The organism is Pseudomonas eucalypticola, assembly GCF_013374995.1.
In the GTDB taxonomy this organism is placed as follows: Bacteria; Pseudomonadota; Gammaproteobacteria; order Pseudomonadales; family Pseudomonadaceae; genus Aquipseudomonas; species Aquipseudomonas eucalypticola.
Genome location: NZ_CP056030.1, coordinates 4,797,919 through 4,820,824, shown reverse-complemented (window position 1 = coordinate 4,820,824; position 22,906 = coordinate 4,797,919). Strand labels below are relative to the sequence as shown.

Annotated in this window: 21 protein-coding genes; 17 read left to right on the top strand and 4 right to left on the bottom strand. The window is 61.5% G+C overall.

What is annotated here, in order from left to right:
- Position 1: 1 nt before the first annotated feature.
- Entirely contained in the window at positions 2–700 is a 699-nt protein-coding gene (gene ubiG / locus HWQ56_RS21450) for a bifunctional 2-polyprenyl-6-hydroxyphenol methylase/3-demethylubiquinol 3-O-methyltransferase UbiG (RefSeq protein WP_176571734.1), read from the bottom strand.
- A gap of 63 nt (positions 701–763) precedes the next feature.
- Entirely contained in the window at positions 764–2,095 is a 1,332-nt protein-coding gene (locus HWQ56_RS21445) for a TRZ/ATZ family hydrolase (RefSeq protein ID WP_176571733.1), read from the bottom strand.
- Between the two features lie 113 nt (positions 2,096–2,208).
- Between HWQ56_RS21445 and mtnA the strand changes: the two genes are divergently transcribed.
- The gene (gene mtnA, locus HWQ56_RS21440) at positions 2,209–3,285 is read left to right on the top strand and encodes an S-methyl-5-thioribose-1-phosphate isomerase (protein WP_158158061.1); all 1,077 of its coding nucleotides are present in this window, start codon (positions 2,209–2,211) and stop codon (positions 3,283–3,285) included.
- A 481-nt stretch (positions 3,286–3,766) separates the two neighbouring features.
- Here mtnA and HWQ56_RS21435 read toward each other — a convergent pair whose 3' ends face one another.
- A complete protein-coding gene (locus tag HWQ56_RS21435) occupies positions 3,767–4,222 on the bottom strand; it encodes an REP-associated tyrosine transposase (protein ID WP_176571732.1) in 456 nt (151 codons plus the stop codon).
- 845 nt (positions 4,223–5,067) lie between these two features.
- Positions 5,068–6,264, bottom strand: a complete 1,197-nt coding sequence (locus HWQ56_RS21430; RefSeq protein WP_060501916.1) for an IS256 family transposase — start codon at positions 6,262–6,264, stop codon at positions 5,068–5,070.
- 515 nt (positions 6,265–6,779) lie between these two features.
- Between HWQ56_RS21430 and gyrA the strand changes: the two genes are divergently transcribed.
- From gyrA to HWQ56_RS21350, 16 genes are all read left to right on the top strand, one after another.
- On the top strand, positions 6,780–9,422 hold the full coding sequence (gene gyrA, locus HWQ56_RS21425) for a DNA gyrase subunit A (protein WP_158152653.1): 2,643 nt from the start codon (positions 6,780–6,782) through the stop codon (positions 9,420–9,422).
- 159 nt (positions 9,423–9,581) lie between these two features.
- Positions 9,582–10,667 carry a 3-phosphoserine/phosphohydroxythreonine transaminase gene (gene serC / locus HWQ56_RS21420; RefSeq protein ID WP_176571731.1) on the top strand — a complete coding sequence of 362 codons (1,086 nt, stop codon included), beginning with the start codon at positions 9,582–9,584 and terminating at the stop codon, positions 10,665–10,667.
- Positions 10,667–11,761, top strand: coding sequence for a prephenate dehydratase (pheA, locus tag HWQ56_RS21415; RefSeq protein ID WP_158152655.1), 1,095 nt, complete (start codon positions 10,667–10,669; stop codon positions 11,759–11,761). Before serC ends, pheA begins: the two co-directional genes overlap by 1 nt.
- A gap of 21 nt (positions 11,762–11,782) precedes the next feature.
- Positions 11,783–12,892 carry a histidinol-phosphate transaminase gene (hisC, locus tag HWQ56_RS21410; protein WP_158152656.1) on the top strand — a complete coding sequence of 370 codons (1,110 nt, stop codon included), beginning with the start codon at positions 11,783–11,785 and terminating at the stop codon, positions 12,890–12,892.
- A gap of 28 nt (positions 12,893–12,920) precedes the next feature.
- Positions 12,921–15,131, top strand: a complete 2,211-nt coding sequence (locus HWQ56_RS21405) for a bifunctional prephenate dehydrogenase/3-phosphoshikimate 1-carboxyvinyltransferase (protein WP_176572461.1) — start codon at positions 12,921–12,923, stop codon at positions 15,129–15,131.
- Positions 15,128–15,817 carry a (d)CMP kinase gene (cmk, locus tag HWQ56_RS21400; protein ID WP_158152657.1) on the top strand — a complete coding sequence of 230 codons (690 nt, stop codon included), beginning with the start codon at positions 15,128–15,130 and terminating at the stop codon, positions 15,815–15,817. Before HWQ56_RS21405 ends, cmk begins: the two co-directional genes overlap by 4 nt.
- Before the next feature lie 119 nt (positions 15,818–15,936).
- Entirely contained in the window at positions 15,937–17,625 is a 1,689-nt protein-coding gene (gene rpsA / locus HWQ56_RS21395) for a 30S ribosomal protein S1 (RefSeq protein WP_027977357.1), read from the top strand.
- Between the two features lie 308 nt (positions 17,626–17,933).
- On the top strand, positions 17,934–18,134 hold the full coding sequence (locus HWQ56_RS21390; protein WP_176571730.1) for a cold-shock protein: 201 nt from the start codon (positions 17,934–17,936) through the stop codon (positions 18,132–18,134).
- A gap of 6 nt (positions 18,135–18,140) precedes the next feature.
- On the top strand, positions 18,141–18,350 hold the full coding sequence (locus HWQ56_RS21385; protein ID WP_158152659.1) for a cold-shock protein: 210 nt from the start codon (positions 18,141–18,143) through the stop codon (positions 18,348–18,350).
- Between the two features lie 35 nt (positions 18,351–18,385).
- The gene (locus HWQ56_RS21380; RefSeq protein ID WP_158152660.1) at positions 18,386–18,592 is read left to right on the top strand and encodes a cold-shock protein; all 207 of its coding nucleotides are present in this window, start codon (positions 18,386–18,388) and stop codon (positions 18,590–18,592) included.
- A 250-nt stretch (positions 18,593–18,842) separates the two neighbouring features.
- Positions 18,843–19,130 (top strand): hypothetical protein, encoded by a 288-nt coding sequence (locus tag HWQ56_RS21375; protein ID WP_158152661.1) that lies wholly within the window; start codon positions 18,843–18,845, stop codon positions 19,128–19,130.
- Between the two features lie 134 nt (positions 19,131–19,264).
- Positions 19,265–19,564 (top strand): integration host factor subunit beta, encoded by a 300-nt coding sequence (ihfB, locus tag HWQ56_RS21370; protein WP_008370717.1) that lies wholly within the window; start codon positions 19,265–19,267, stop codon positions 19,562–19,564.
- A 21-nt stretch (positions 19,565–19,585) separates the two neighbouring features.
- A complete protein-coding gene (locus tag HWQ56_RS21365) occupies positions 19,586–19,825 on the top strand; it encodes a lipopolysaccharide assembly protein LapA domain-containing protein (RefSeq protein ID WP_158152662.1) in 240 nt (79 codons plus the stop codon).
- 209 nt (positions 19,826–20,034) lie between these two features.
- A complete protein-coding gene (locus HWQ56_RS21360) occupies positions 20,035–20,955 on the top strand; it encodes a glycosyltransferase (RefSeq protein WP_176571729.1) in 921 nt (306 codons plus the stop codon).
- Positions 20,952–21,902, top strand: a complete 951-nt coding sequence (locus HWQ56_RS21355; RefSeq protein ID WP_176571728.1) for a UDP-glucose 4-epimerase family protein — start codon at positions 20,952–20,954, stop codon at positions 21,900–21,902. Before HWQ56_RS21360 ends, HWQ56_RS21355 begins: the two co-directional genes overlap by 4 nt.
- Positions 21,899–22,906, top strand: coding sequence for an MraY family glycosyltransferase (locus tag HWQ56_RS21350; RefSeq protein WP_176571727.1), 1,008 nt, complete (start codon positions 21,899–21,901; stop codon positions 22,904–22,906). Before HWQ56_RS21355 ends, HWQ56_RS21350 begins: the two co-directional genes overlap by 4 nt.

Genomic DNA, 22,906 nt, shown 5'->3' with positions numbered 1-22,906 from the left:
ATCACTCCTCCCGCAGGGTCTGGACCATGTAGTTGACGTCGACGTCGGCGGCCAGCTTGTAGTGCTTGGTCAACGGGTTGTAGGTCAGGCCGATGATGTCCTTGACCGCCAGGCCGGCCGTGCGGGCCCAGGCGCCCAGCTCGGAAGGGCGGATGAATTTCTTGAAGTCATGGGTGCCGCGCGGCATCAGCTTGAGGATGTACTCGGCACCGATGATCGCGAACAGGTACGACTTGGGGTTGCGGTTGATGGTGGAGAAAAACACCTGGCCGCCGGGTTTGACCATCTTGAAGCAGGCGCGAATGACCGAAGAAGGGTCAGGCACGTGCTCGAGCATTTCCAGGCAGGTGACCACGTCGAACTGACCGGGCATTTCCTCGGCCAGGGCTTCGGCGGTGATCTGCCGGTATTGCACCTGCACGCCGGACTCCAGCTGGTGCAACTGGGCGACGGCCAGCGGCGCTTCGCCCATGTCGATACCGGTCACGGTCGCGCCGCGCAGGGCCATGGCCTCGCTGAGAATGCCGCCGCCGCAGCCTACGTCCAGCACCTTCTTGCCGGCCAGCTTGGCGCGCTCGTCGATCCAGTTGACCCGCATCGGGTTGATGTCGTGCAGTGGCTTGAACTCGCTTTCGCGGTCCCACCAGCGGTGCGCCAAGGCTTCGAATTTGGCGATTTCGGCGTAGTCGACGTTACTCATGGGGGTGTCCTCTGAAAACTTGCTTGAAATCGGTAGCCGGCGGCTTGAGCGCCGCCGTGACGGTTATTCGTGCCGGGCGCCAATGCGCTGGCCCCAGCGTTGGGCGGTGTCGACCAGCGCCTGCTCGTCCAGGCGCATCAGGCGCCGGTCATCGAGCAAGGCCTTGCCGGCCACCCAGACATGCTTCACGCACTCGCGTCCGGTGGCATAGATCAGTTGCGACACCGGGTCGTAGATCGGTTGTTGCGCCAGACCCGACAAGTCGAAGGCGGTGATGTCCGCGGCCTTGCCCACCTCCAGCGAGCCGATGCAGGCCTGCAGGCCCACTGCGCGGGCGCCGTTAAGGGTGGCCATGCGCAACGCGCGGTGGGCGTCCAGGGCCGTGGCACTGCCGGCCACGGCCTTGGCCAGCAGGGCGGCGGTACGGGTTTCGCCCAGCAGGTCCAGGTCATTGTTGCTGGCGGCGCCGTCGGTGCCTACTGCCACATTGACGCCGGCTTGCCACAGGCGTTCCACCGGGCAGAAGCCGCTGGCCAGTTTCAGGTTGGATTCGGGGCAGTGCACCACGCTGGTATTGCTTTCCACCAGCAGCGCCAGGTCGTCTTCGCTGATCTGGGTCATGTGCACGGCCTGCAGCCGCGGGCCCAGCAGGCCCAGACGCGCCAGGCGGGCCAGCGGGCGTTCGCCGCTGGCGCTCACGGCCTCGTCCACCTCGCCGGCGGTCTCATGGACATGCATCTGAATGGGGGCATCGAGCTCGTCGGCCAACACACGGATTTTCTCCAGGTTGGTGTCACCCACGGTATAAGGGGCGTGGGGACCGAAGGCGATGGAGAGGCGCGGGTGGTGCTTGAAGTCGTTGAACAGCTCGATGCCCTGATGCAGGGCGTCGTCGGCGTCGCGGGCGCCGGGAATAGGGAAATCCAGCACCGGGATGCAGATCTGCGCGCGCATGCCGCTGTGGTGTACCCGTTCGCTGGCGGTGCGTGGGTAGAAATACATGTCCGAAAAGCAGGTGATGCCGCCCTTGAGCTGCTCGGCGATGGCCAGGTCCGTGCCATCGCGCACGAACGCTTCGTCCACCCAGCGCGCCTCGGCTGGCCAGACATGGTCCTGCAGCCAGGTCATCAGCGGCAGGTCGTCGGCCAGGCCGCGAAACAGGGTCATCGCGGCGTGGCCATGGGCATTGACCAGGCCGGGCGTCAGCAGCATGTCGGGAAGCTCCCTTACCTCTGCTGCCTGGTACTTCAAGGCTTCCGCCCGCGGGCCGATGAATACTATATTGCCATCACGAATGCCCAGGCCGTGCTCCTTGAGCACCACGCCGGCCGGTTCCACGGGCACCAGCCACGTGGGCAGGAGCAGCAGGTCGAGCGGCGGGCTGGCATTGGGCATGGGAAATATCCGGTGCTTTCAATCGATGATGGCGAAGTATACCCGAGCGTCTTCTTCGGGGGCTCGCTATAATCGGCCGCTTTTGATGTCGGCTTTCAGATCAGGGGTAGGCAATGCGCGAACGTCTATTGGCAGCAGAGAAAGTCAGGGCCATTGAATGGCGTGACGGCGCCCTGCATTTGCTTGACCAGCGTGCCTTGCCCGCCGAACAGAAGTGGCTGGCCTACACCGACGCGCACGGGGTGGCCGAGGCCATTGCGGCCATGGTGGTGCGTGGGGCGCAGGCCATTGGTATCAGCGCCGCCTACGGCCTGGTGCTGGCGGCGCGCCAGCGCCAGGCGCAGGGGGGTGACTGGGTGGCGGCGCTGGACGCCGACTTCGACGCCCTCGCGGGCGCGCGGCCCACGGCGACCAACTTGTCCTGGGCGCTGAACCGCATGCGTGAGCGGCTGGTGCGCGTGCGCCAGCAACCCGATGCCCTGGCGCTGCTGGAGGCTGAAGCCGTTGCCATCCATGAAAGTGACCGCGAGGCCAACCTGACCATGGCGCAGCTGGGGGTGGACATCATTCGCCGTCATCAGGGCAACATGCAGGCCTTGCTCACCCATTGCAACACCGGCGCGCTGGCCACCGGCGGCTTCGGCACCGCCCTGGGGGTGATCCGCGGGGCGTTTAGCGAAGGGATGGTGGAGCGCGTATTCGTCGACGAAACACGCCCCTGGTTGCAAGGCTCGCGCCTGACGGCCTGGGAGCTGGCCAATGAACAGATCCCGGTGACCATCAATGCCGACTCGGCCGCGGCCCACCTGATGAAAACCAAGGGCATCACCTGGGTGGTCGTCGGGGCCGATAGCATTGCCGCCAATGGCGACGTGGTGAACAAGATCGGCACCTACCAGCTTGCGGTGACCGCCATGCACCACGGCGTGCGCTTCATGGTGGTGGCGGCCAGTTCCACTATCGACATGGGTGTGGCCAGTGGTGACGACGTTTACCTGGAGGAGCGCGCCGCCAGCGAGCTGCTGGACGTAGGCGGGCAACGGGTGGGGGCTGATGTCGAGGTGTTCAACCCCGTGTTTGATGTCACTCCTGCCGACCTGATCGACGTCATCGTCACCGAGAAAGGCATCGTCGAACGCCCCGACACGGCGAAGATGGCGCAGTTGATGTGCCGCAAACGCTTGCATTGATGGGTGGCGTCTGCTTCCCGGGCAAGCCCGGTCCCACACCATGGGGGGCAGTCAGGGCAGTTCCGGGTAGACCTGCCATGCCGCCAGGGCTAAGAGCTTTGCCTCACTGACACCACTGCCGCGAAGGGTGTGGGGCCAGGCTTGCCTGGGAAGCAGGCACCACCTTTCCCGGGCAAGCCCGGTCCCACACCATGGGTGTCAGTCGGGGCGGTTCCGGCTAGACCTGCCATGCCGCCAGGGCTAAGTGCTTTGCCCCGCTGACCCCACTGCCGCGAGAGGTGTGGGACCAGGCTTGCCTGGGAAGCAGGCGCTACCTTTCCCGGGCAAGCCCGGTCCCACACCATGGGTGTCAGCCATGGCAGTTCCGGCTAGACCTGCAGTGCCTCCAGGGCTAAGTGCTTTGCCTCACTGACACTACCGCCGCGAAAGGTGTGGGACCAGGCTTGCCTGGGAAGCAGGCACCACAAATCCAGCCAAGCACTCAAATCCAAGCGGCATCCCACAGAGGATAATCCCCAACCCTTTTCACCAGGCCAGCCCTTAGGGGGTTGGCAATGACATAGCGGGCGGTAGCCCTCAGGTCTTCTTCCCGACGCAAAGCACGGTCATGAAAACCTTTTTGCCATATCTTGCCTCTGTGATTGGCAGTGGCATTCAGGCTTCGCGTTGAAAGGGATTTGACTCGCCGAATCATGGCTGACAAATTGCCGCATTTGAGCTCCACCAGCCAATGAAGATGGTCGGGCATCAGCACCCAGGCCAGGCTAAACGCGTTGCCTTCTGCCTGCTCGCGCATGAGCTCCCTGACCACCAGTCGTCCGACTTGCCAGTCCCCGAAGTGTGGAGTTCGGCTGAAGGTGCTTGTCGTGATCAGGTAAACGCGACCGATTTCTGAAATCCGACCAACACGCAGGCGCCTTTCATTGTACAGAGGCATGCTCTTTGCCCTTTATTGATGAGTTATGCCTACCTTAGGTGGTTATGCAAAAATCGAAGTGCTGGCTGGTTTCCAGATGTTTGCCAGTATTGAACCTGTTTCCTGGCAAGCCCAGTCCCACACCCTCGGTGTCAGTCAGGCCACTCCCGCTAGACCTGCCATGCCTCCAAAGGCTAAGTGCTTTGCCCCACGGACCCCACTGCCGCGAAGGGTGTGGGACCAGGCTTGCCTGGGAAGCAGGCAACTCCCTTCCCGGGCAAGCCCGGTCCCACCCCATGGGTGTCAGTCATGGCAGTTCCGGGTAGACCTGGCATGCCGCCAGGGATAAGTGCTTTGCCTCACTGACCCCACTGCCGCGAAAGGTGTGGGACCAGGCTTGCCTGGGAAGCAGGTACCACCTTTCCCGGGCAAGCCCGGTCCCATACCATGGGTGTCAGTCATGGCAGTTCCGGGTAGGCCTGGCATGCCGCCAGGGCTAAGTGCTTTGCCTCACTGACCCCACTGCCGCGAAGGGTGTGGGACCAGGCTTGCCTGGGAAGCAGGCAACTCCCTTCCCGGGCAAGCCCGGTCCCACACCTTGGGGGGCAGACAGGCTAGTCCCGGCCAGACCTGCCATGCCTCCAGGGCTAAGTGCTTTGCCTCACTGACCCCACTGCCGCGAAGGGTGTGGGACCAGGCTTGCCTGGGAAGCAGGCGCTACCTTTCCCGGGCAAGCCCGGTCCCACACCTTGGGTGTCAGCCATGGCAGTTCCGGGTAGGCCTGGCATGCGCCAGGGCTAAGTGCTTTGGATCGTGTCCCAGGAAGTGGTGTAACTCATCGCGGTTCTGGCCACAGAGCTTGCCGTTTAGTTGATCACGGCCGACAGCTTGGCCTGTGGATTATCGCTGACTGCCTCAAAGGCCTCCAACTGCATATAACGCCGTTGCAGGCACCACTCGTCGTTCTGCTCCAACAGCATCGCGCCTACCAGCCGTGTGATCGCCGGATCGTTGGGAAAGATACCCACGACATCGGTGCGGCGCTTGATCTCGGCATTGAGCCGCTCCAGTGGATTGGTGCTGTGCAACTGCTGCCGGTGCGCCTTGGGAAACGCCATGTGCGCCAGCACTTCATCCTCGCAGCCGTCCATGAGCGTTGCGATCTTGGGGTACTTTTCGCGCAGTTGATCGGCGACCAGGCGCCACTGCTGATGGCATTCGGTACGGCTGTCTTGGGCGAAAACCGTACGCAGGAGCGCCGCCACCATGGTGCGTTGCCCCTTGCCGACATGGGCCATGGCGTTGCGCATGAAGTGCACGCGGCAACGCTGCCAAGTCGCGTTGAAGACCTTGGAAACAGCGGCCTTGAGCCCTTCGTGGGCGTCAGAGATGACCAGCTTTACGCCACGCAGGCCACGCCGCATAAGGCTTCGCAGGAAGTCTGTCCAGAACGGCTCGGCTTCCGAAGGGCCAACCCGCATGCCCAGGACTTCGCGGCCACCATCGGTGTTCACGGCCACGGCGATTATGACGGCGACCGAGACGATGCGCCCGGCCTCCCGCACCTTGACGTAAGTAGCATCGATCCAGAGATAGGGCCAGTCGCCTTCAAGTGGGCGATCAAGGAAGGCGTGGACCCGCTCATCAATCTCGCCAGCCAGCCGTGACACCTGGCTCTTGGAGATGCCGGTCATGCCCATGGCTTTGACCAGCTCGTCCACTGAACGCGTTGAAACACCCTGGATATAGGCCTCCTGGATCACCGCCGCCATAGCCTTCTCGGCAGTACGGCGTGGCTCTAGAAAGCCGGGGAAATAGCTACCCTGACGCAGTTTCGGGATCTTTAGGTCGACATCGCCAGCGCGGGTTTGCCAGAGGCGATCACGGTAGCCGTTGCGGCTGTTCGTCCGGTCTGGGCTTTTGACATCGAAGCCGGCGCCGCACAGGCCTTCGACGTCGAACTCCATCATGCGCTGGGCAACGAACTGGATCATTTGCTTGAGCAGATCAGCATCTGCCCCTTTCTCAACCAACTCGGTCAATGCGATAGTGGGCTTGGTCATCGTGGTTTCTCTGGTGAAGGTTAAGTCCGCAAACTCAACGTTAGCCAAAAACCACGATGACCAACCTCTTTCGCCCGCAGGGCGCCTTCGATTGGTTTAGTTACACCACTTCCTGGGACACGATCGTGCTTTGCCTCACTGACACTACCGCCGCGAAAGGTGTGGGACCAGGCTTGCCTGGGAAGCAGGCGCCACAAATCCAACCCAAAGCGATCAAAAAAACCACCCGAAAACACCCGCTATCCCCCCAAAAGCCCCTCAGACCCACCTTAAAGCGCATTTGCCTATCAATTAATGGGTTTGCAAGCCTTGAGGGGGATAGGTCCCTGACGGCGATTGTGGTAACATCCGACGGTTTCCAGGGTCGCCTCTAGGTGCGGCCCCCACTGCGCAGATCCTGAGCATAACTCGTTGATTTGTCGTAAGTCGCCTCGCGGCACTGGCCGTCGGCGGCGAGCTTCGTACGTCCCGGTGGATGTCGCGGAGTTTCACCAGAAAAAGGAATCAGGCTTCTCATGGGCGAACTGGCCAAAGAAATCCTCCCGGTCAATATCGAAGACGAACTGAGACAGTCCTACCTCGACTACGCGATGAGCGTCATCGTCGGGCGTGCACTGCCTGATGCGCGTGATGGCTTGAAGCCCGTGCATCGCCGCGTTCTGTTTGCGATGAGTGAGCTGGGCAACGACTGGAACAAACCGTACAAGAAATCCGCCCGTGTGGTCGGTGACGTGATCGGTAAGTACCACCCCCACGGTGACACCGCGGTCTACGACACCATCGTTCGCATGGCCCAGCCTTTCTCCCTGCGCTACCTGCTGGTAGACGGCCAGGGCAACTTCGGTTCGGTGGACGGCGACAACGCCGCGGCCATGCGATACACCGAAGTGCGCATGACCAAGCTGGCCCACGAGCTGCTGGCTGACCTGCACAAGGAAACCGTGGACTGGGTGCCCAACTACGACGGCACCGAGCAGATCCCGGCAGTCATGCCGACCAAGATCCCCAACCTGCTGGTCAACGGTTCCAGCGGTATCGCCGTGGGCATGGCCACCAACATTCCGCCGCACAACCTGGGTGAAGTCATCGACGGCTGCCTGGCGCTGATCGACAACGCCGACATCACCATCGATGAGCTGATGCAGTTCATTCCCGGTCCGGACTTCCCGACCGCCGCCATCATCAACGGCCGCGCTGGCATCATCGAAGCCTACCGCACCGGCCGTGGCCGCATTTACATGCGCGCCCGCTCCACGGTGGAAGACATCGACAAGGTCGGTGGCCGCCAGCAGATCGTCGTCACCGAGCTGCCGTACCAGCTGAACAAGGCTCGCCTGATCGAGAAGATCGCCGAGCTGGTGAAAGAGAAGAAACTGGAAGGCATCACCGAGCTGCGCGACGAGTCCGACAAGGACGGCATGCGCATCGTCATCGAGCTGCGCCGTGGCGAAGTGCCTGAGGTCATCCTCAACAACCTGTACGCCCAGACCCAGATGCAGGCCGTGTTCGGCATCAACGTCGTCGCGCTGATCGACGGCCGTCCGCGTGTACTGAACCTCAAGGACCTGCTCGAAGCGTTCGTGCGCCACCGCCGCGAAGTGGTGACCCGCCGTACCGTCTTCGAACTGCGCAAGGCCCGCGAGCGTGGCCACATCCTGGAAGGCCAGGCCGTGGCGTTGTCGAACATCGACCCGGTCATCGCCCTGATCAAGGCCTCGCCAACGCCCTCCGAGGCCAAGGAAGCCCTGGTCAGCACCGCCTGGGAATCCAGCGCCGTGGTGGCCATGGTGGAAGCGGCCGGCGCCGAGTCTTCGCGCCCCGAGAACCTGGACCCGCAATATGGCCTGCGTGATGGCAAGTACTGGCTGTCGCCGGAACAGGCCCAGGCCATCCTCGACCTGCGCCTGCACCGCCTGACCGGCCTGGAGCACGAGAAGCTGCTGGCCGAGTACCAGGAAATCCTCAACCAGATCGGCGAGCTGATCCGCATCCTCAACAGCGCCGCGCGCCTGATGGAAGTGATCCGCGAAGAGCTGGAAGTGATCCGCGCCGAATACGGCGACGTGCGCCGCACCGAGATTCTCGATGCGCGCCTGGACCTGACCCTGGGTGACATGATCCCGGAAGAAGAGCGCGTGGTCACCATTTCCCACGGCGGTTACGCCAAGACCCAGCCACTGGCTGCCTACCAGGCCCAGCGCCGCGGCGGCAAGGGCAAGTCGGCGACCGGCGTGAAGGACGAAGACTACATCGCTCACCTGCTGGTAGCGAACAGCCATACCACCCTGCTGCTGTTCTCCAGCAAAGGCAAGGTCTACTGGCTCAAGACCTACGAGATCCCGGAGGCCTCCCGTGCCGCCCGTGGTCGCCCGCTGGTCAACCTGCTGCCGCTGGACGATGGCGAGTACATCACCACCATGCTGCCGGTCGAGGAATACACCGAAGGCCACTTCATCTTCATGGCCACCGCCAACGGCACCGTGAAGAAGACCCCGCTGGAGTCCTTCAGCCGTCAGCGCAGCGTCGGTCTGATTGCCCTGGAGCTGGACGAGGGCGACGTGCTGATCTCCGCCGCCATCACCGACGGCGAGCGTGAAGTGATGCTGTTCTCCGACGGCGGCAAGGTGACCCGCTTCAAGGAGTCCGACGTACGGGCCATGGGTCGTACCGCCCGCGGCGTGCGCGGCATGCGCCTGCCGGAAGGCCAGAAGCTGATTTCCATGCTGATCCCGGAAGAAGGCAGCCAGATCCTCACCGCTTCCGAGCGTGGTTATGGCAAGCGTACCGCCATCAGCGAGTTCCCCGAGTACAAGCGGGGCGGCCAGGGCGTGATCGCCATGGTCAGCAACGAACGTAACGGCCGCCTGGTCGGGGCTGTACAGGTACTGGACGGTGAGGAGATCATGCTGATCTCCGACCAGGGTACCCTGGTGCGGACCCGTGTCGGCGAAGTCTCCAGCCTGGGCCGTAACACCCAGGGCGTCACCTTGATCAAGCTGGCCAGCGACGAAACGCTGGTAGGCCTGGAGCGGGTGCAGGAGCCATCGGAGGTCGAGGGCGAGGAATTGCTCGAAGGCGAAGAAGGCTTCGAAGCGCCGGTGGACGGTGTCGAGGCGTCGGAAGACGTCGCAGGTGACGATGAGTTGCCGCAGGAATAAACAACAGTTGTGCGTGTAAGGCTTGGGGGCGGTGGCGTCTGTTTCCCCCAGCTTCGCCCGGTCCGGCAGAGGTTCTCTGTCGGGCCCGGCGAAGTTGGGGAAGCAGGCGCCACCGCCCTCGGCCAATGCAAATAGACATCAAGCAGAGCGAGAGTGGATGTGAGCAACCGAGCCTTTAACTTCTGCGCAGGTCCTGCTGCGCTTCCCGAAGCTGTTCTGCAGCGCGCCCAGGCCGAGATGCTGAACTGGCGCGGCAAGGGCCTCTCCGTGATGGAGATGAGCCACCGCAGCGACGACTACGTGGCCATCGCCGAGAAGGCTGAGCAGGATCTGCGTGACCTGCTGTCCATTCCCTCGAACTACAAGGTGCTGTTCCTGCAGGGCGGTGCCAGCCAGCAGTTCGCCGAGATCCCGCTGAACCTGTTGCCTGAAGGCGGCACCGCCGACTACATCGAGACCGGTATCTGGTCGAAGAAGGCCATCGAGGAAGCGCGCCGCTACGGCAACATCAATGTAGCCGCCAGCGCCAAGCCCTACGACTACCTGGCCATTCCCGGGCAGAACGAGTGGAAGCTGACCCCGGGTGCCGCCTACGTTCACTATGCGTCCAACGAAACCATCGGTGGCCTGGAATTCGACTGGGTGCCACAGACCGGTGACGTGCCGCTGGTGGTCGACATGTCTTCCGACATTCTGTCGCGCCCTATCGACGTGTCGCAGTTCGGCATGATCTACGCCGGCGCGCAGAAGAACATCGGCCCCAGTGGCCTGGTGGTGGTGATCATTCGCGAAGACCTGCTGGGCCGTGCCCGCAGCGCCTGCCCGACCATGCTCGACTACAAGATCGCCGCCGACAACGGCTCGATGTACAACACCCCGGCCACCTATTCCTGGTACCTGTCGGGCCTGGTGTTCGAGTGGCTGAAAGAGCAGGGCGGCGTCGCGGCCATGGAAGCGCGCAACCGCGCCAAGAAGGACCGCCTGTATGGCTTCATCGACAGCAGCGAGTTCTACACCAACCCCATCTCCCACAATGCCCGCTCGTGGATGAACGTACCGTTCCGTTTGGCGGACGAGCGCCTGGACAAGGCCTTCCTGGCCGGTGCCGACGCCCGCGGTCTGCTGAACCTGAAAGGTCACCGCTCGGTCGGTGGCATGCGTGCCTCTATCTACAACGCCCTCGGCCTGGATGCCGTCGAGGCTCTGGTCACTTACATGACCGAATTCGAAAAGGAAAACGCCTGATGTCTGAACAGGAACTCAAGGCCCTGCGGGTCCGCATCGATACGTTGGACGAGAAAATTCTCGAACTCATCAGCGACCGCGCCCGCTGTGCGGAAGAAGTCGCCCGAGTGAAGATGGCCTCCCTGGCTGAAGGCGAGAAGCCGGTGTTCTACCGGCCCGAGCGCGAAGCCCAGGTGCTCAAGCGTGTCATGGAGCGCAACAAGGGGCCGCTGAGCAACGAAGAGATGGCGCGCTTGTTCCGCGAGGTCATGTCTTCCTGCCTGGCCCTTGAGAACCCGTTGCATGTCGCCTACCTGGGCCCGGAGGGTACCTTCACCCAGGCCGCGGCCATGAAGCACTTCGGTCACGCCGTGGTCAGCAAGCCAATGGCTGCCATCGACGAAGTGTTCCGCGAAGTGGTGGCCGGTGCGGTCAACTTCGGCGTCGTGCCGGTGGAGAACTCCACCGAGGGCGCGGTCAACCACACCCTGGACAGCTTCCTGGAACACGACATGGTCATCTGCGGGGAAGTGGAGTTGCGTATCCACCACCACCTGCTGATCGGCGAGAACACCAAGACCGATGCCATCACCCGCATCTACTCCCACGCCCAGTCGCTGGCCCAGTGCCGCAAATGGCTGGACGCCCATTACCCCAACGTCGAGCGCATCGCGGTGTCCAGCAATGCCGAGGCGGCCAAGCGGGTGAAGGGCGAATGGAATTCCGCCGCCATCGCCGGTGACATGGCTGCCAGCCTGTACGGCCTGCAGCGCCTGGCCGAGAAGATCGAGGACCGCCCGGACAACTCCACCCGGTTCCTGATCATCGGCAACCAGGAAGTGCCGCCCACCGGTGATGACAAGACTTCGATCATCGTGTCGATGAGCAACCGCCCGGGCGCACTGCACGAGTTGCTGGTGCCGTTCCATGACAACGGCATCGACCTGACGCGCATCGAGACCCGCCCATCGCGCAGCGGCAAGTGGACCTACGTATTCTTCATCGACTTCGTTGGCCACCACCGCGACCCGCTGATCAAGGGCGTGCTGGAAAAAATCAGCCAGGAAGCCGTCGCCCTGAAGGTGCTGGGTTCCTACCCCAAAGCTGTCCTGTGATGCTTGGCTCGGAGTGTAGTCATGAGTGATTTTCTCGCCCTCGCGCAGTCGGGCGTTCAACAATTGTCGCCGTACGTGCCCGGCAAACCGGTCGATGAGCTGGCGCGCGAGCTGAACCTGGACCCGGCCAGCATCGTCAAGCTGGCCAGTAACGAGAACCCGCTGGGCGCCAGCCCCAAGGTGCGCGAAGCCATCGCCAATGAATTGGCCGAGCTGACCCGTTACCCCGATGGCAATGGGTTCGAGCTCAAGGCCCGGCTGGCCGAGCGCTGCCGTGTGCAGGCCAACCAGGTGACCTTGGGTAACGGTTCCAACGACATTCTCGAACTGGTTGCGCGGGCCTACCTGGCGCCTGGCCTGAATGCCGTGTTCAGCGAGCACGCCTTTGCCGTTTACCCGATTGTCACCCAGGCAGTAGGCGCGCAGGCGCGCGTGGTGGCGGCGAAGGAGTGGGGGCATGATCTGCCGGCCATGCTGGCGGCCATCGATGCCAATACCCGCATTGTCTTCGTGGCCAACCCCAACAACCCAACCGGCACCTGGTTCAACGCGCAGGCGTTGCAAGCCTTTCTGCGTGACGTGCCGTCCGATGTGCTGGTGGTGCTGGACGAGGCCTATATCGAGTACGCGACCGGTGGCGACCTGCCGGACGGCCTGGACTACCTGGCCGAATTCCCCAACCTGCTGGTATCACGCACCTTCTCCAAGGCCTACGGCCTGGCAGCGTTGCGGGTAGGTTACGCGTTGTCGTCGCCGGTGATCGCCGATGTGCTCAACCGCGTGCGTCAGCCGTTCAACGTCAACAGCCTGGCCCTGGCCGCCGCCTGCGCGGCGCTGACCGACAGCGACTACCTGGCCAAGAGCCGCGAGCTCAATGAGTTCGGCATGCAGCAGTTGGAAAACGGCTGCCGCGAACTGGGCCTTGGCTGGATCCCGTCCAAGGGCAACTTCCTGTGCATCGACCTGGGCCGCGTGGCCGCGCCAGTGTTCCAGGGGCTGTTGCAGGAAGGGGTGATCGTGCGCCCGGTCGCCAATTACGGCATGCCTCAGCACCTGCGGGTGACCATTGGCCTGCCTACCGAAAACGCCCGTTTCCTGGAAGCGTTGAGCAAGGTTCTGGCTCGTGCCTGATTTTTCCTCTGTTGCAACACCCACGCCGTTGATCGGCCGTCTGGTGGTCGTCGGCCTGGGGCTGATTGGTGGTTCCTTCGCCAAGGGCGTGCGCGAAAGCGGCCTGTGCGGCGAAGTGGTGGGCCTGGACCTGGATCCGCAGTCGCGCAAGCTGGCGGTGGAACTGGGGGTGGTCGACCGCTGTGAAGAAGACCTGGCTGCCGCTTGCCAGGGGGCTGACGTGATCCAGTTGGCCGTGCCCATCCTGGCCATGGAAAAACTCCTGGGCATGCTGGCGCGGCTCGACCTGGGCGACGCGATACTCACCGACGTGGGCAGCGCCAAGGGCAATGTCGTGCGCGCCGCCCGCGAGGTGCTGGCGCCGCGGCAGTTGCTCAACTTCGTGCCCGGCCATCCGATCGCCGGCTCCGAGCAGAGCGGGGTAGAGGCCTCCAACGCCGAGCTGTTCCGCCGCCACAAAGTCATCCTGACGCCGCTGGACGAAACCTCGCCCCGCGCGCTGTCGGTGGTGGATGCGCTGTGGCGTGCCCTGGGGGCGGACGTCGAGCACATGGCCATCGAGCGCCACGACGAAGTCCTGGCCGCCACCAGCCACTTGCCGCATTTGCTGGCTTTCGGCCTGGTGGACTCGTTGGCCAAGCGCAACGAAAACCTCGACATCTTCCGCTACGCCGCCGGCGGTTTTCGCGACTTTACCCGTATCGCAGGCAGCGATCCGGTGATGTGGCATGACATCTTCCTGGCCAACCGCGATGCCGTGCTGCGCACCCTGGACACCTTCCGCAGTGACCTGGATGTGCTGCGCGAGGCCGTGGCCGCCGGTGATGGTCACCATATGCTGGGGGTGTTTACCCGTGCCCGGGTGGCGCGCGAACATTTCGGCAAGATCCTCGCCCGTCGGGCGTATATGGACAAGCGCGCGGTCAAGGGCTTGAACTTCCTTGCGCAACCGGGCGGCCGCCTGTCGGGCAGCGTGCGCATGCCAGGCGATAAATCCATTTCCCATCGCTCGATCATGCTGGGCTCCCTTGCGCAAGGCATGACCGAAGTCGAAGGCTTCCTTGAAGGTGAGGATGCACTGGCTACCCTGCAGGCGTTCCGCGACATGGGGGTGGTCATCGAGGGGCCGCACCATGGTCGGCTGGTCATTCATGGTGTTGGCCTGCACGGGTTGCAGCCGGCGCCAGGCCCCCTCTATGTCGGCAATTCGGGTACGTCCATGCGCCTGCTGGCGGGGCTGTTGGCCGCCCAGCGCTTCGATAGCCAACTGACCGGGGATGCTTCGTTGTCGCGCCGGCCAATGAGTCGCGTCACCGCGCCGCTGCAGGCCATGGGGGCGCGCATCGAGGCCGGTGCCGACGGTTTGCCGCCATTGACCCTTCAAGGCGGCCAGCGCCTGCGGGCCATTGATTACACCTTGCCCATGGCCAGCGCCCAGGTCAAATCCAGCCTGCTGCTGGCCGGCCTGTATGCCGAGGGCGAAACCCGCGTCACCGAGCCAGCGCCGACCCGCGACCATACCGAGCGCATGCTGCAGGGCTTCGGCTACCCGGTGGCTGTCCAGGGTGCCACGGTGGCGTTGGCATCGGGCCACGGCCTGGCGGCCACGCGCATTGAAGTGCCGGGGGATATCTCCTCGGCGGCGTTCTTCCTGGTAGCCGCCTCCATCGCCGAAGGCTCCGACCTGGTGCTGGAACATGTAGGGATCAACCCGACGCGCACCGGCGTCATCGATATCCTCAAGCTGATGGGGGCTGACATCAGCCTGCACAACCTGCGTGAGGTCGGCGGCGAGCCCGTGGCCGACCTGCAGGTGCGCTCAGCCGTGCTCAAGGGGATCGAGATTCCCGAGGCGCTGGTGCCCCTGGCCATCGATGAGTTCCCGGTGCTGTTCGTCGCCGCCGCCTGCGCCCAGGGTCGCACCGTGCTACGCGGTGCCCAGGAGCTGCGGGTGAAGGAATCGGACCGCATCCAGGTCATGGCCGATGGTCTGAGTGCCCTGGGTGTAACCTGTCAGCCAACCGAAGATGGCATAATCATCGACGGTGGCGCGCTGCGCGGCGGCGAAATCCAGGCCCACGGCGATCACCGCATCGCCATGGCCTTCAGTGTGGCGGCGTTGCGGGCCAGCGGGCCGGTGCGCATCCTCGATTGCGCCAATGTCGCCACCTCCTTTCCCAACTTCCTGGCGCTGTGTGGCCAGGTCGGGATCCGTGTAACCGAAGAGGGCAAGTCGTGATTTCCCACGCGCCAGTAATTACCATCGACGGCCCTAGTGGCTCTGGCAAGGGCACCGTGGCCGGCATCCTGGCCAAGCGCCTGGGCTGGAACCTGCTTGACTCCGGCGCCTTGTACCGCCTGCTGGCCTTCAATGCCGGCAACCATGGCGTGGCCCTGGACAATGAAGTGCTGCTGGCTCAGCTTGCCGCTCATCTGGATGTTCAGTTCATCGCCGCGACCGAAGGTCAGCTGCAACGCATCATTCTGGAAGGCGATGAAGTCAGCACCGTCATCCGCACTGAAACCGCCGGCGCCGGCGCGTCGAAAGTCGCGGCCCTGCCGGCCGTGCGCGAAGCCTTGCTGCAGCGCCAGCGCGCCTTTCGCGAGGCCCCGGGGCTGATCGCCGACGGCCGTGACATGGGCACCGTGGTGTTCCCCGATGCGCCATTGAAGGTCTTCCTGACCGCCAGTGCCGAGGAGCGTGCGCGTCGACGTTACTTGCAGTTGAAGGGCAAAGGCGAAGATGTTAGTCTGTCGAGTCTGCTAGATGAGATACGTGCGCGTGATGAACGCGACACCCAGCGAGCGGTGGCCCCGCTCAAACCGGCGGCCGACGCCATTCAGCTGGATTCCACGGAATTGTCCATCGAGCAGGTGCTGGAACGCATCATGAGCGAAATCGCAATCCGCGATATCGCCGGGTGACCAGAAAGCGCACGGGAAACCAGTCCCTAGCCCGTGCGCCTTCTTTACTATGAACGAACCCGCATTGTCTGGAGTGCGGCTGATGGGCGTTTTCTCCGCCCAAATCTACAGGAATTAAAATGAGCGAAAGCTTTGCAGAACTCTTTGAAGAAAGCCTGAAAACCCTCAACCTTCAACCAGGTGCGATCATCACCGGTATCGTTGTCGATATCGACGGTGACTGGGTTACTGTCCACGCTGGTCTGAAGTCCGAGGGCGTCATCCCGCTCGAGCAGTTCTACAACGAAGCTGGCGAGCTGACCATCAAGGTCGGTGACGAAGTTCACGTTGCGCTGGACGCGGTCGAAGACGGCTTTGGCGAAACCAAGCTGTCCCGTGAAAAAGCCAAGCGCGCCGAGTGCTGGATTGTTCTGGAAGCAGCTTTCGCCGCCGAAGAAGTGGTCAAGGGCGTTATCAACGGTAAGGTTAAAGGCGGCTTCACTGTCGACGTTAACGGCATCCGTGCGTTCCTGCCTGGTTCCCTGGTTGATGTCCGTCCGGTTCGTGATACCACGCACCTGGAAGGCAAAGAGCTGGAATTCAAGGTCATCAAGCTGGACCAGAAGCGCAACAACGTTGTCGTTTCCCGTCGCAGCGTCCTGGAAGCAGAGAACTCGGCCGAGCGCGAAGCTCTGCTGGAATCGCTGCAGGAAGGCCAGCAAGTCAAGGGTATCGTCAAGAACCTCACCGACTACGGCGCCTTCGTGGACCTGGGCGGCGTGGACGGCCTGCTGCACATCACCGACATGGCCTGGAAGCGCATCAAGCACCCTTCCGAAGTGGTCAACGTTGGCGACGAGATCGACGTCAAGGTTCTGAAGTACGATCGCGAGCGCAACCGCGTTTCCCTGGGCTTCAAGCAACTGGGTGAAGACCCATGGGTTGCTATCAAGGCTCGTTACCCAGAGAACACCCGCGTCATGGCGCGCGTGACCAACCTGACCGACTACGGCTGCTTCGCTGAGCTGGAAGAAGGCGTTGAAGGTCTGGTACACGTTTCCGAAATGGACTGGACCAACAAGAACATCCACCCTTCGAAAGTCGTACAAGTCGGCGACGAAGTGGAAGTCATGGTTCTGGACATCGACGAAGAGCGTCGTCGTATCTCCCTGGGCATCAAGCAGTGCAAGTCGAACCCATGGGAAGACTTCTCTGGCCAGTTCAACAAGGGCGACGAAATCTCCGGCACCATCAAGTCGATCACCGATTTCGGTATCTTCATTGGTCTGGACGGCGGCATCGACGGTCTGGTTCACCTGTCCGACATCTCCTGGAACGAAGCTGGCGAAGAAGCAGTACGCCGCTACAAGAAAGGCGATGAGCTGAACACCGTGATCCTGTCGGTTGATCCAGAGCGTGAGCGTATCTCCCTGGGCATCAAGCAACTGGAAAGCGATCCGTTCTCCAACTACGTTGCTGTCAACGACAAAGGCGCTATCGTTCGCGGTACCGTTAAAGAAGTTGACGCCAAGGGCGCCATCATCACCCTGGCCGACGACATCGAAGCCACTCTGAAAGCTTCCGAAATCAGCCGTGACCGCGTTGAAGACGCGCGTAACGTCCTGAAGGAAGGCGAAGAAGTCGAAGCCAAGATCATCAGCGTTGACCGCAAGTCGCGCGTGATCAACTTGTCCATCAAGTCGAAAGACGTTGAAGACGAGAAAGAAGCAATCCAGAGCCTGCGCGACAAGCCAGCTGCTTCGGACATCGCAACCGGTCCAACCACCCTGGGTGACCTGCTGCGTGCTCAAATGGAAAAGCAGAACTAAGTTCTGACTGACCATTAAGAAAAAGGGCGACTTCGGTCGCCCTTTTTCATGCCTGCGATTTCTGTGCTCCACGCGGAGCGGCCCCTCCGGAAGACGCCTCGTACCTATTTTCCTACAGCCTGCATCCCGGCTTATCACACCCCCCGCCAACCGGTCCGACACCGTTCATTTTTGAAACAAACCCCTCGTTGATCCGCGTGCATCCCTCGCGCACTATCGTCGTTACCTGGCCGGATCGATACAGGTGTCCGCAGGATGCATGCAGGTTCCCGCAATCTGCCTATTTGATTTTTCAAGGAGATGGTTTCATGCCGACGGGCACAGTCAAATGGTTCAACAACGACAAGGGGTTTGGCTTTATCTCATCCGAGAGCGGCAATGACCTGTTCGTCCATTACAAGGCCATCAAGGCGCCGGGCTACAAGAGCCTGACGGAAGGCCAGAGGGTTACCTTCACGGTCGAGCGCACAGCCAAAGGTGAGCAGGCGATCGACGTCGAAAACGAGTAGGCCGCCATGGAAAAGCACGCGGATGAGCCGCTCGACTCCAGCAGGGCGGGTATCGGGTACATCACCAATGACGCCGATGGCCGTGAGATCTTCTTCAGGGTCAAATCCAGCGTGGAGGGTGGCCCCACCTTTCTTCCAGGCCAGGCCGTTACCTACGAGGTCCAGGAGGGCCCGGACGGCAGGCTTTATGCAATCAACATCGAGGTTGTGGAGTGAGCCTAGGCTCGATCACCGCCTCCAAGGAACAGCAAATGGCTACCGGTAAAGTTAAATGGTTCAACAACGACAAGGGCTTTGGGTTCATCACGGTTGATGGCGGTGGTCCTGACGTGTTTGTGCACTTCAAGGAAATCAAGGTCGATGGCTTCAAGTCCCTGGCTGAAAACCAGGCGGTTTCTTTCGACATTGATACCAATGGGCCGAAAGGGCCGCAAGCCAAAGGTGTGACGCCGCTCTGAGTCTGGCGCGCCAGGGCAGCTGTTTGATGCTGCCTTGGTTTTGCCTGCGCCATTCTCTGTTTCGCCCGGGCGAAATTCCTCAGCGTTGCTACATTAAACAGTCATGAAGGAACGCCACGCTTACCCTCTGCAAGAAATACCTTGGCGAGGGAGAATCTCTAGTGAAATCAGCTGTCTACCTAAAACAGGGCATGCACGCACCTCGGCCTAGGAGAGTTGCGCGGTTTGGGTGCAGCACAAGGATCAAAGAATGAAAGGACTACTGCTGGCGGCATTCTGCGTGGCGTTGTCGGGGTGCGCCGCCTCAATGTCTTCGCATGAGATCAGGGGCGTAGCAACGCTGCACATCAATTGCTCAGGCATTACATCTTCCTGGGACAAATGCTATGAACGGGCGGAGCAGGCCTGTGGAAGCTCAGGTTACAACGTATTGGCGAAGACGACGGACCTGACGGACGATACCCCAGACTACCCGTTTGGTATCAATCCTGCAGGGCTGTCGAGCCGCAGCTTGGTGGTGAAGTGCAAGCAGTCATGAGGTTTCTGGGAGGATACCGCGCCGAGCTACCGTAAAGCTTTGCAACAAGTCAATATGCGGGCTGTTCAAAACCCTCCAGCCATGCTAAAACCTTTCAAGCGATTGTCTAGCTTCTTGATAAAGAAGGGAAAAATATGACGAAATCTGAACTGATCGACCGTATTGTCACCCATCAAGGCTTGCTCTCATCCAAGGATGTGGAGCTGGCTATCAAGACCATGCTTGAACAGATGTCACAGTGCTTGGCGACCGGGGACCGCATTGAGATTCGTGGGTTCGGCAGCTTCTCGTTGCACTATCGCGCGCCGCGGGTGGGGCGTAACCCGAAGACTGGGCAGTCAGTCAGTCTGGATGGGAAGTTTGTGCCTCATTTCAAGCCGGGGAAGGAGTTGCGGGATCGGGTCAATGAGGATGAAGAACATGAGCACGCGTGACCCTTTCGGGAGGAGAATGCTGTGGGAAGGTTGAGAAGGCTTCTGCTGGTTGTATTGGTACTAATCGTGGCGGCAGCCGGAGTGGTATTCGCAATAGAAAACCCACAACCGGTTTCTATCGTTGTCCTGGGGCGATCTGCGCCGCAACTTCCGGTCTCTCTTCTACTGACTCTCGCCTTCCTTATGGGCATGATCATTGCTCCGATCTTTACGGCGCTAGTATTGCTTCGGCGTCGGCGGCTTCCCGGTAAAGGCTTGTGAAGCTCATATACCGTCGTTCGTCCGGTTATGACTTGCTTAGGGCAAGTTGCAAAGGCGCCTGAACGCTTTCCGTTCCAAGTAACCAAAATCGGAACAAGACCCCGGAAGCTTCATCGGTGGACCTTATTTGCAAACGTTGCTGAACAGTGATTTTTGCTTAGGTATCAAGCTAGAATAGCGGCCCTCGTTTCGTTTTTGGTAAACGATTGATGCCAATGGTAAAGCCACGCGTCGCCGTACTGTTGGCCGCTTATAATGGGATGCGTTGGATCGAACAGCAGCTGGCCTCGATCCAGGCGCAGCACCAAGTTGATGTAACGATATTCATCAGCGTCGACCTTTCCAGCGATGATACCCAAGCCTGGTGCGAGGGATATGCGCGTCAGCATAGCAACGCTCAGGTGTTGGCTTCGCCCGGCCGGCTGGGCGGGGCAGGGCGGAACTTCTTCCGCCTGTTCCGAGACGTGGACATCTCGCCTTTCGATTTCATCGCATTATCCGATCAGGATGATCTCTGGCATCCAGATAAGCTTCAGCGTGCCACCGAATATCTGTTGTTCAGCGAACCGCAAGCCTACTCCAGCAATGTCACTGCGTTCTGGCCGGATGGTCGCCGCCGCCTGTTGGACAAGGCGCAGCCACAGGTTGCATGGGACCATCTGTTCGAAGCGGCAGGGCCTGGTTGCACCTACGTGCTGGCAGCTCCCTTGGCGAGCGCCTTCAAGGTGCACTTATGTGCGCATTGGGATGCCGCGCAGGCTATTACGCTGCATGATTGGTTTATCTATGCCTTTGCGCGCAGTCACGGGTACGGCTGGTACATTGATTCTCGCCCAGGCCTGGATTACCGACAGCATCCTCACAACCAGGTGGGCGCCAACGTAGGGCTCAAGTCGCTGCTGCAAAGACTCTCGCGTATCCGTGATGGTTGGTGGTTTGGTCAGGTCGCGCTTATTTCGCAATTGATTGGGCGGCCTTGGGCGGTGCTCCCCGGGAACGGCAATCTCTCGCGGCGAACCCTGCTTGCCTTGTTCTCCTATGCGACGCAGTGCCGGCGTAGGCGCCGTGACCAGTGGATGTTTCGGCTGGCCTGCCTTCTGGCGACATTCACGGCGGGGTACGAGGGATGAGTTCCACAGCTGTACTGGTGACCGGTGCCACGGGGTTTGTCGGGGGGGCGATAGTGCGCGCCCTCGAGCAGATACCATTGCTCAGTATCATTTCTTGCGTGCGGGGTGATGCGCACAGTCCTGCTCGCCAATTCGACCTGGCCCGGCCTGATTGTCTGCCCATTCTGACCGATATCGATGTGGTCGTTCACTGCGCGGCGCGAGTTCATGTGATGCATGAAACAGCGGGTGATGCGTTAGCGGCCTTTCGGCAAGCCAATGTCGACGCCACACTGGCGCTGGCTCGACATGCCCAAGCGAGCGGTGTGAAACGTTTCATCTATCTCAGTTCCATCAAGGTGAACGGTGAGGTGACCCTCCCGGGCCGGAAGTTTTATGCCGACGATGCACCGGCGCCTCAGGACGCCTATGGCATTTCCAAATCGGAGGCGGAAACCGCCTTAATGGCGTTGGCTGCCGAGGGCGGAATGCAGGTCGTAATCATCCGTCCCCCATTGGTGTACGGGCCCGGGGTTAAGGCTAACTTCCTGGCGATGCTGCGGTGGGTGCGCCGCGGCGTGCCATTGCCTCTGGGCGCCATAGATAACCGCCGCAGTCTGGTCTATCTGGATAACCTCGTGGACCTTGTGCGTGTCTGCCTACAGCACCCGGCAGCGGCCAATCAGATATTCCTGGCGAGTGATCAAGAACCCATTTCTACCTCACGGTTGCTCGCTGTTATCGCCGATGCCATGGGCAGGCGGGCTCGCTTGCTGCCCGTGCCTGTCTGGATGCTGGGGTGGGCTGCCGGGCTGCTGGGCAGACGTGGTGTACTTCAGCGACTAACGGCGTCCTTGCAGGTGGACATCGAAAAGAACAACAACCTGCTGGGCTGGACACCACCCATGCGAACGGTCGAAGGGATAAATCGTACTGTGCATTACTTCATGAGCCAGACCAGAGCATGATCATTTGGATTTGCGTCGCCGTTCTCCTTCTGTCGTTCGCCATGACCGGGCTGCTGCGGCGATACGCATTGGCACGAAGCTTGATAGACGTGCCCAATGAACGAAGCTCTCACTCGATTCCTACACCTCGCGGGGGTGGTGTTTCCATCGTCGTGACATTCCTGCTCGCCGTGCCGGCACTGGCGTCGGTCGGGCTCGCCAGCGAGTCTTCTGCAATAGCCTATCTGGGAGCGGGGGTACTGGTGTCGATTCTCGGTTTCGCAGATGACCATGGGCACATTGCTGCGCGCTGGCGCTTGCTGGGGCATTTCGTGGCGGCGGGGTGGGCGCTGTTCTGGCTGGGCGGCCTGGCTCCGCTGGCGACGCCGTGGGGTCAGATCGACCTTGGTTGGTCAGGGGCAGGGTTGGCACTGGTCTACCTCGTCTGGGTGCTGAACCTTTATAACTTCATGGATGGCATTGATGGCCTGGCAAGCGCCGAAGCGATTTTCGTGTGTGCCGGTGCTTGCCTGATCTATGGGGTGACCGGCCATACTGAATTGATCGGATACCCATTGGTGATGTGCACGGCGGTGGCCGGCTTCCTGATCTGGAATTTTCCGCCCGCGAAAATTTTCATGGGCGATGCTGGCAGCGGTTTCCTCGGGTTGATCATTGGTGCGCTGGCCTTGCAGGGGGCCTGGTCCAATAGCGCTTTCCTGTGGAGTTGGTTGATATTGCTAGGGGTGTTCGTGGTTGATGCCACGTGGACTTTGTTGCATCGGCTGTTGCGTGGGGACAAGGTGTATCAGGCTCACCGCAGCCACGCGTACCAATTCGCTTCGCGCCACTACGTCAGCCACCGCACGGTGACGATGGGCGTGGTGGTTATCAACGTGTGCTGGTTGTTGCCGATCGCGGCCTGGGCGGCGTTCAACCCTGCCTATGGTATTGCAGGGTTGGCGCTAGCCTACGCGCCGCTCTGCCTCTTGGCATATCGCTTCAAGGCAGGCAGTCGCGAGTAA

Bases quoted from the DNA above. Each gene is read 5' to 3' on its own strand.
- mtnA (WP_158158061.1), top strand. From the start codon at position 2,209: ATGCGCGAACGTCTATTGGCAGCAGAGAAAGTCAGGGCCATTGAATGG.
- HWQ56_RS21355 (WP_176571728.1), top strand. From the start codon at position 20,952: ATGAGTTCCACAGCTGTACTGGTGACCGGTGCCACGGGGTTTGTCGGG.
- HWQ56_RS21375 (WP_158152661.1), top strand. From the start codon at position 18,843: ATGAAAGGACTACTGCTGGCGGCATTCTGCGTGGCGTTGTCGGGGTGC.
- HWQ56_RS21445 (WP_176571733.1), bottom strand. From the start codon at position 2,095: ATGCCCAATGCCAGCCCGCCGCTCGACCTGCTGCTCCTGCCCACGTGG.
- HWQ56_RS21380 (WP_158152660.1), top strand. From the start codon at position 18,386: ATGGCTACCGGTAAAGTTAAATGGTTCAACAACGACAAGGGCTTTGGG.
- HWQ56_RS21390 (WP_176571730.1), top strand. From the start codon at position 17,934: ATGCCGACGGGCACAGTCAAATGGTTCAACAACGACAAGGGGTTTGGC.
- gyrA (WP_158152653.1), top strand. From the start codon at position 6,780: ATGGGCGAACTGGCCAAAGAAATCCTCCCGGTCAATATCGAAGACGAA.
- rpsA (WP_027977357.1), top strand. From the start codon at position 15,937: ATGAGCGAAAGCTTTGCAGAACTCTTTGAAGAAAGCCTGAAAACCCTC.
- HWQ56_RS21385 (WP_158152659.1), top strand. From the start codon at position 18,141: ATGGAAAAGCACGCGGATGAGCCGCTCGACTCCAGCAGGGCGGGTATC.
- HWQ56_RS21360 (WP_176571729.1), top strand. From the start codon at position 20,035: ATGCCAATGGTAAAGCCACGCGTCGCCGTACTGTTGGCCGCTTATAAT.
- HWQ56_RS21430 (WP_060501916.1), bottom strand. From the start codon at position 6,264: ATGACCAAGCCCACTATCGCATTGACCGAGTTGGTTGAGAAAGGGGCA.
- ihfB (WP_008370717.1), top strand. From the start codon at position 19,265: ATGACGAAATCTGAACTGATCGACCGTATTGTCACCCATCAAGGCTTG.
- HWQ56_RS21435 (WP_176571732.1), bottom strand. From the start codon at position 4,222: ATGCCTCTGTACAATGAAAGGCGCCTGCGTGTTGGTCGGATTTCAGAA.
- HWQ56_RS21350 (WP_176571727.1), top strand. From the start codon at position 21,899: ATGATCATTTGGATTTGCGTCGCCGTTCTCCTTCTGTCGTTCGCCATG.
- pheA (WP_158152655.1), top strand. From the start codon at position 10,667: ATGTCTGAACAGGAACTCAAGGCCCTGCGGGTCCGCATCGATACGTTG.
- hisC (WP_158152656.1), top strand. From the start codon at position 11,783: ATGAGTGATTTTCTCGCCCTCGCGCAGTCGGGCGTTCAACAATTGTCG.
- ubiG (WP_176571734.1), bottom strand. From the start codon at position 700: ATGAGTAACGTCGACTACGCCGAAATCGCCAAATTCGAAGCCTTGGCG.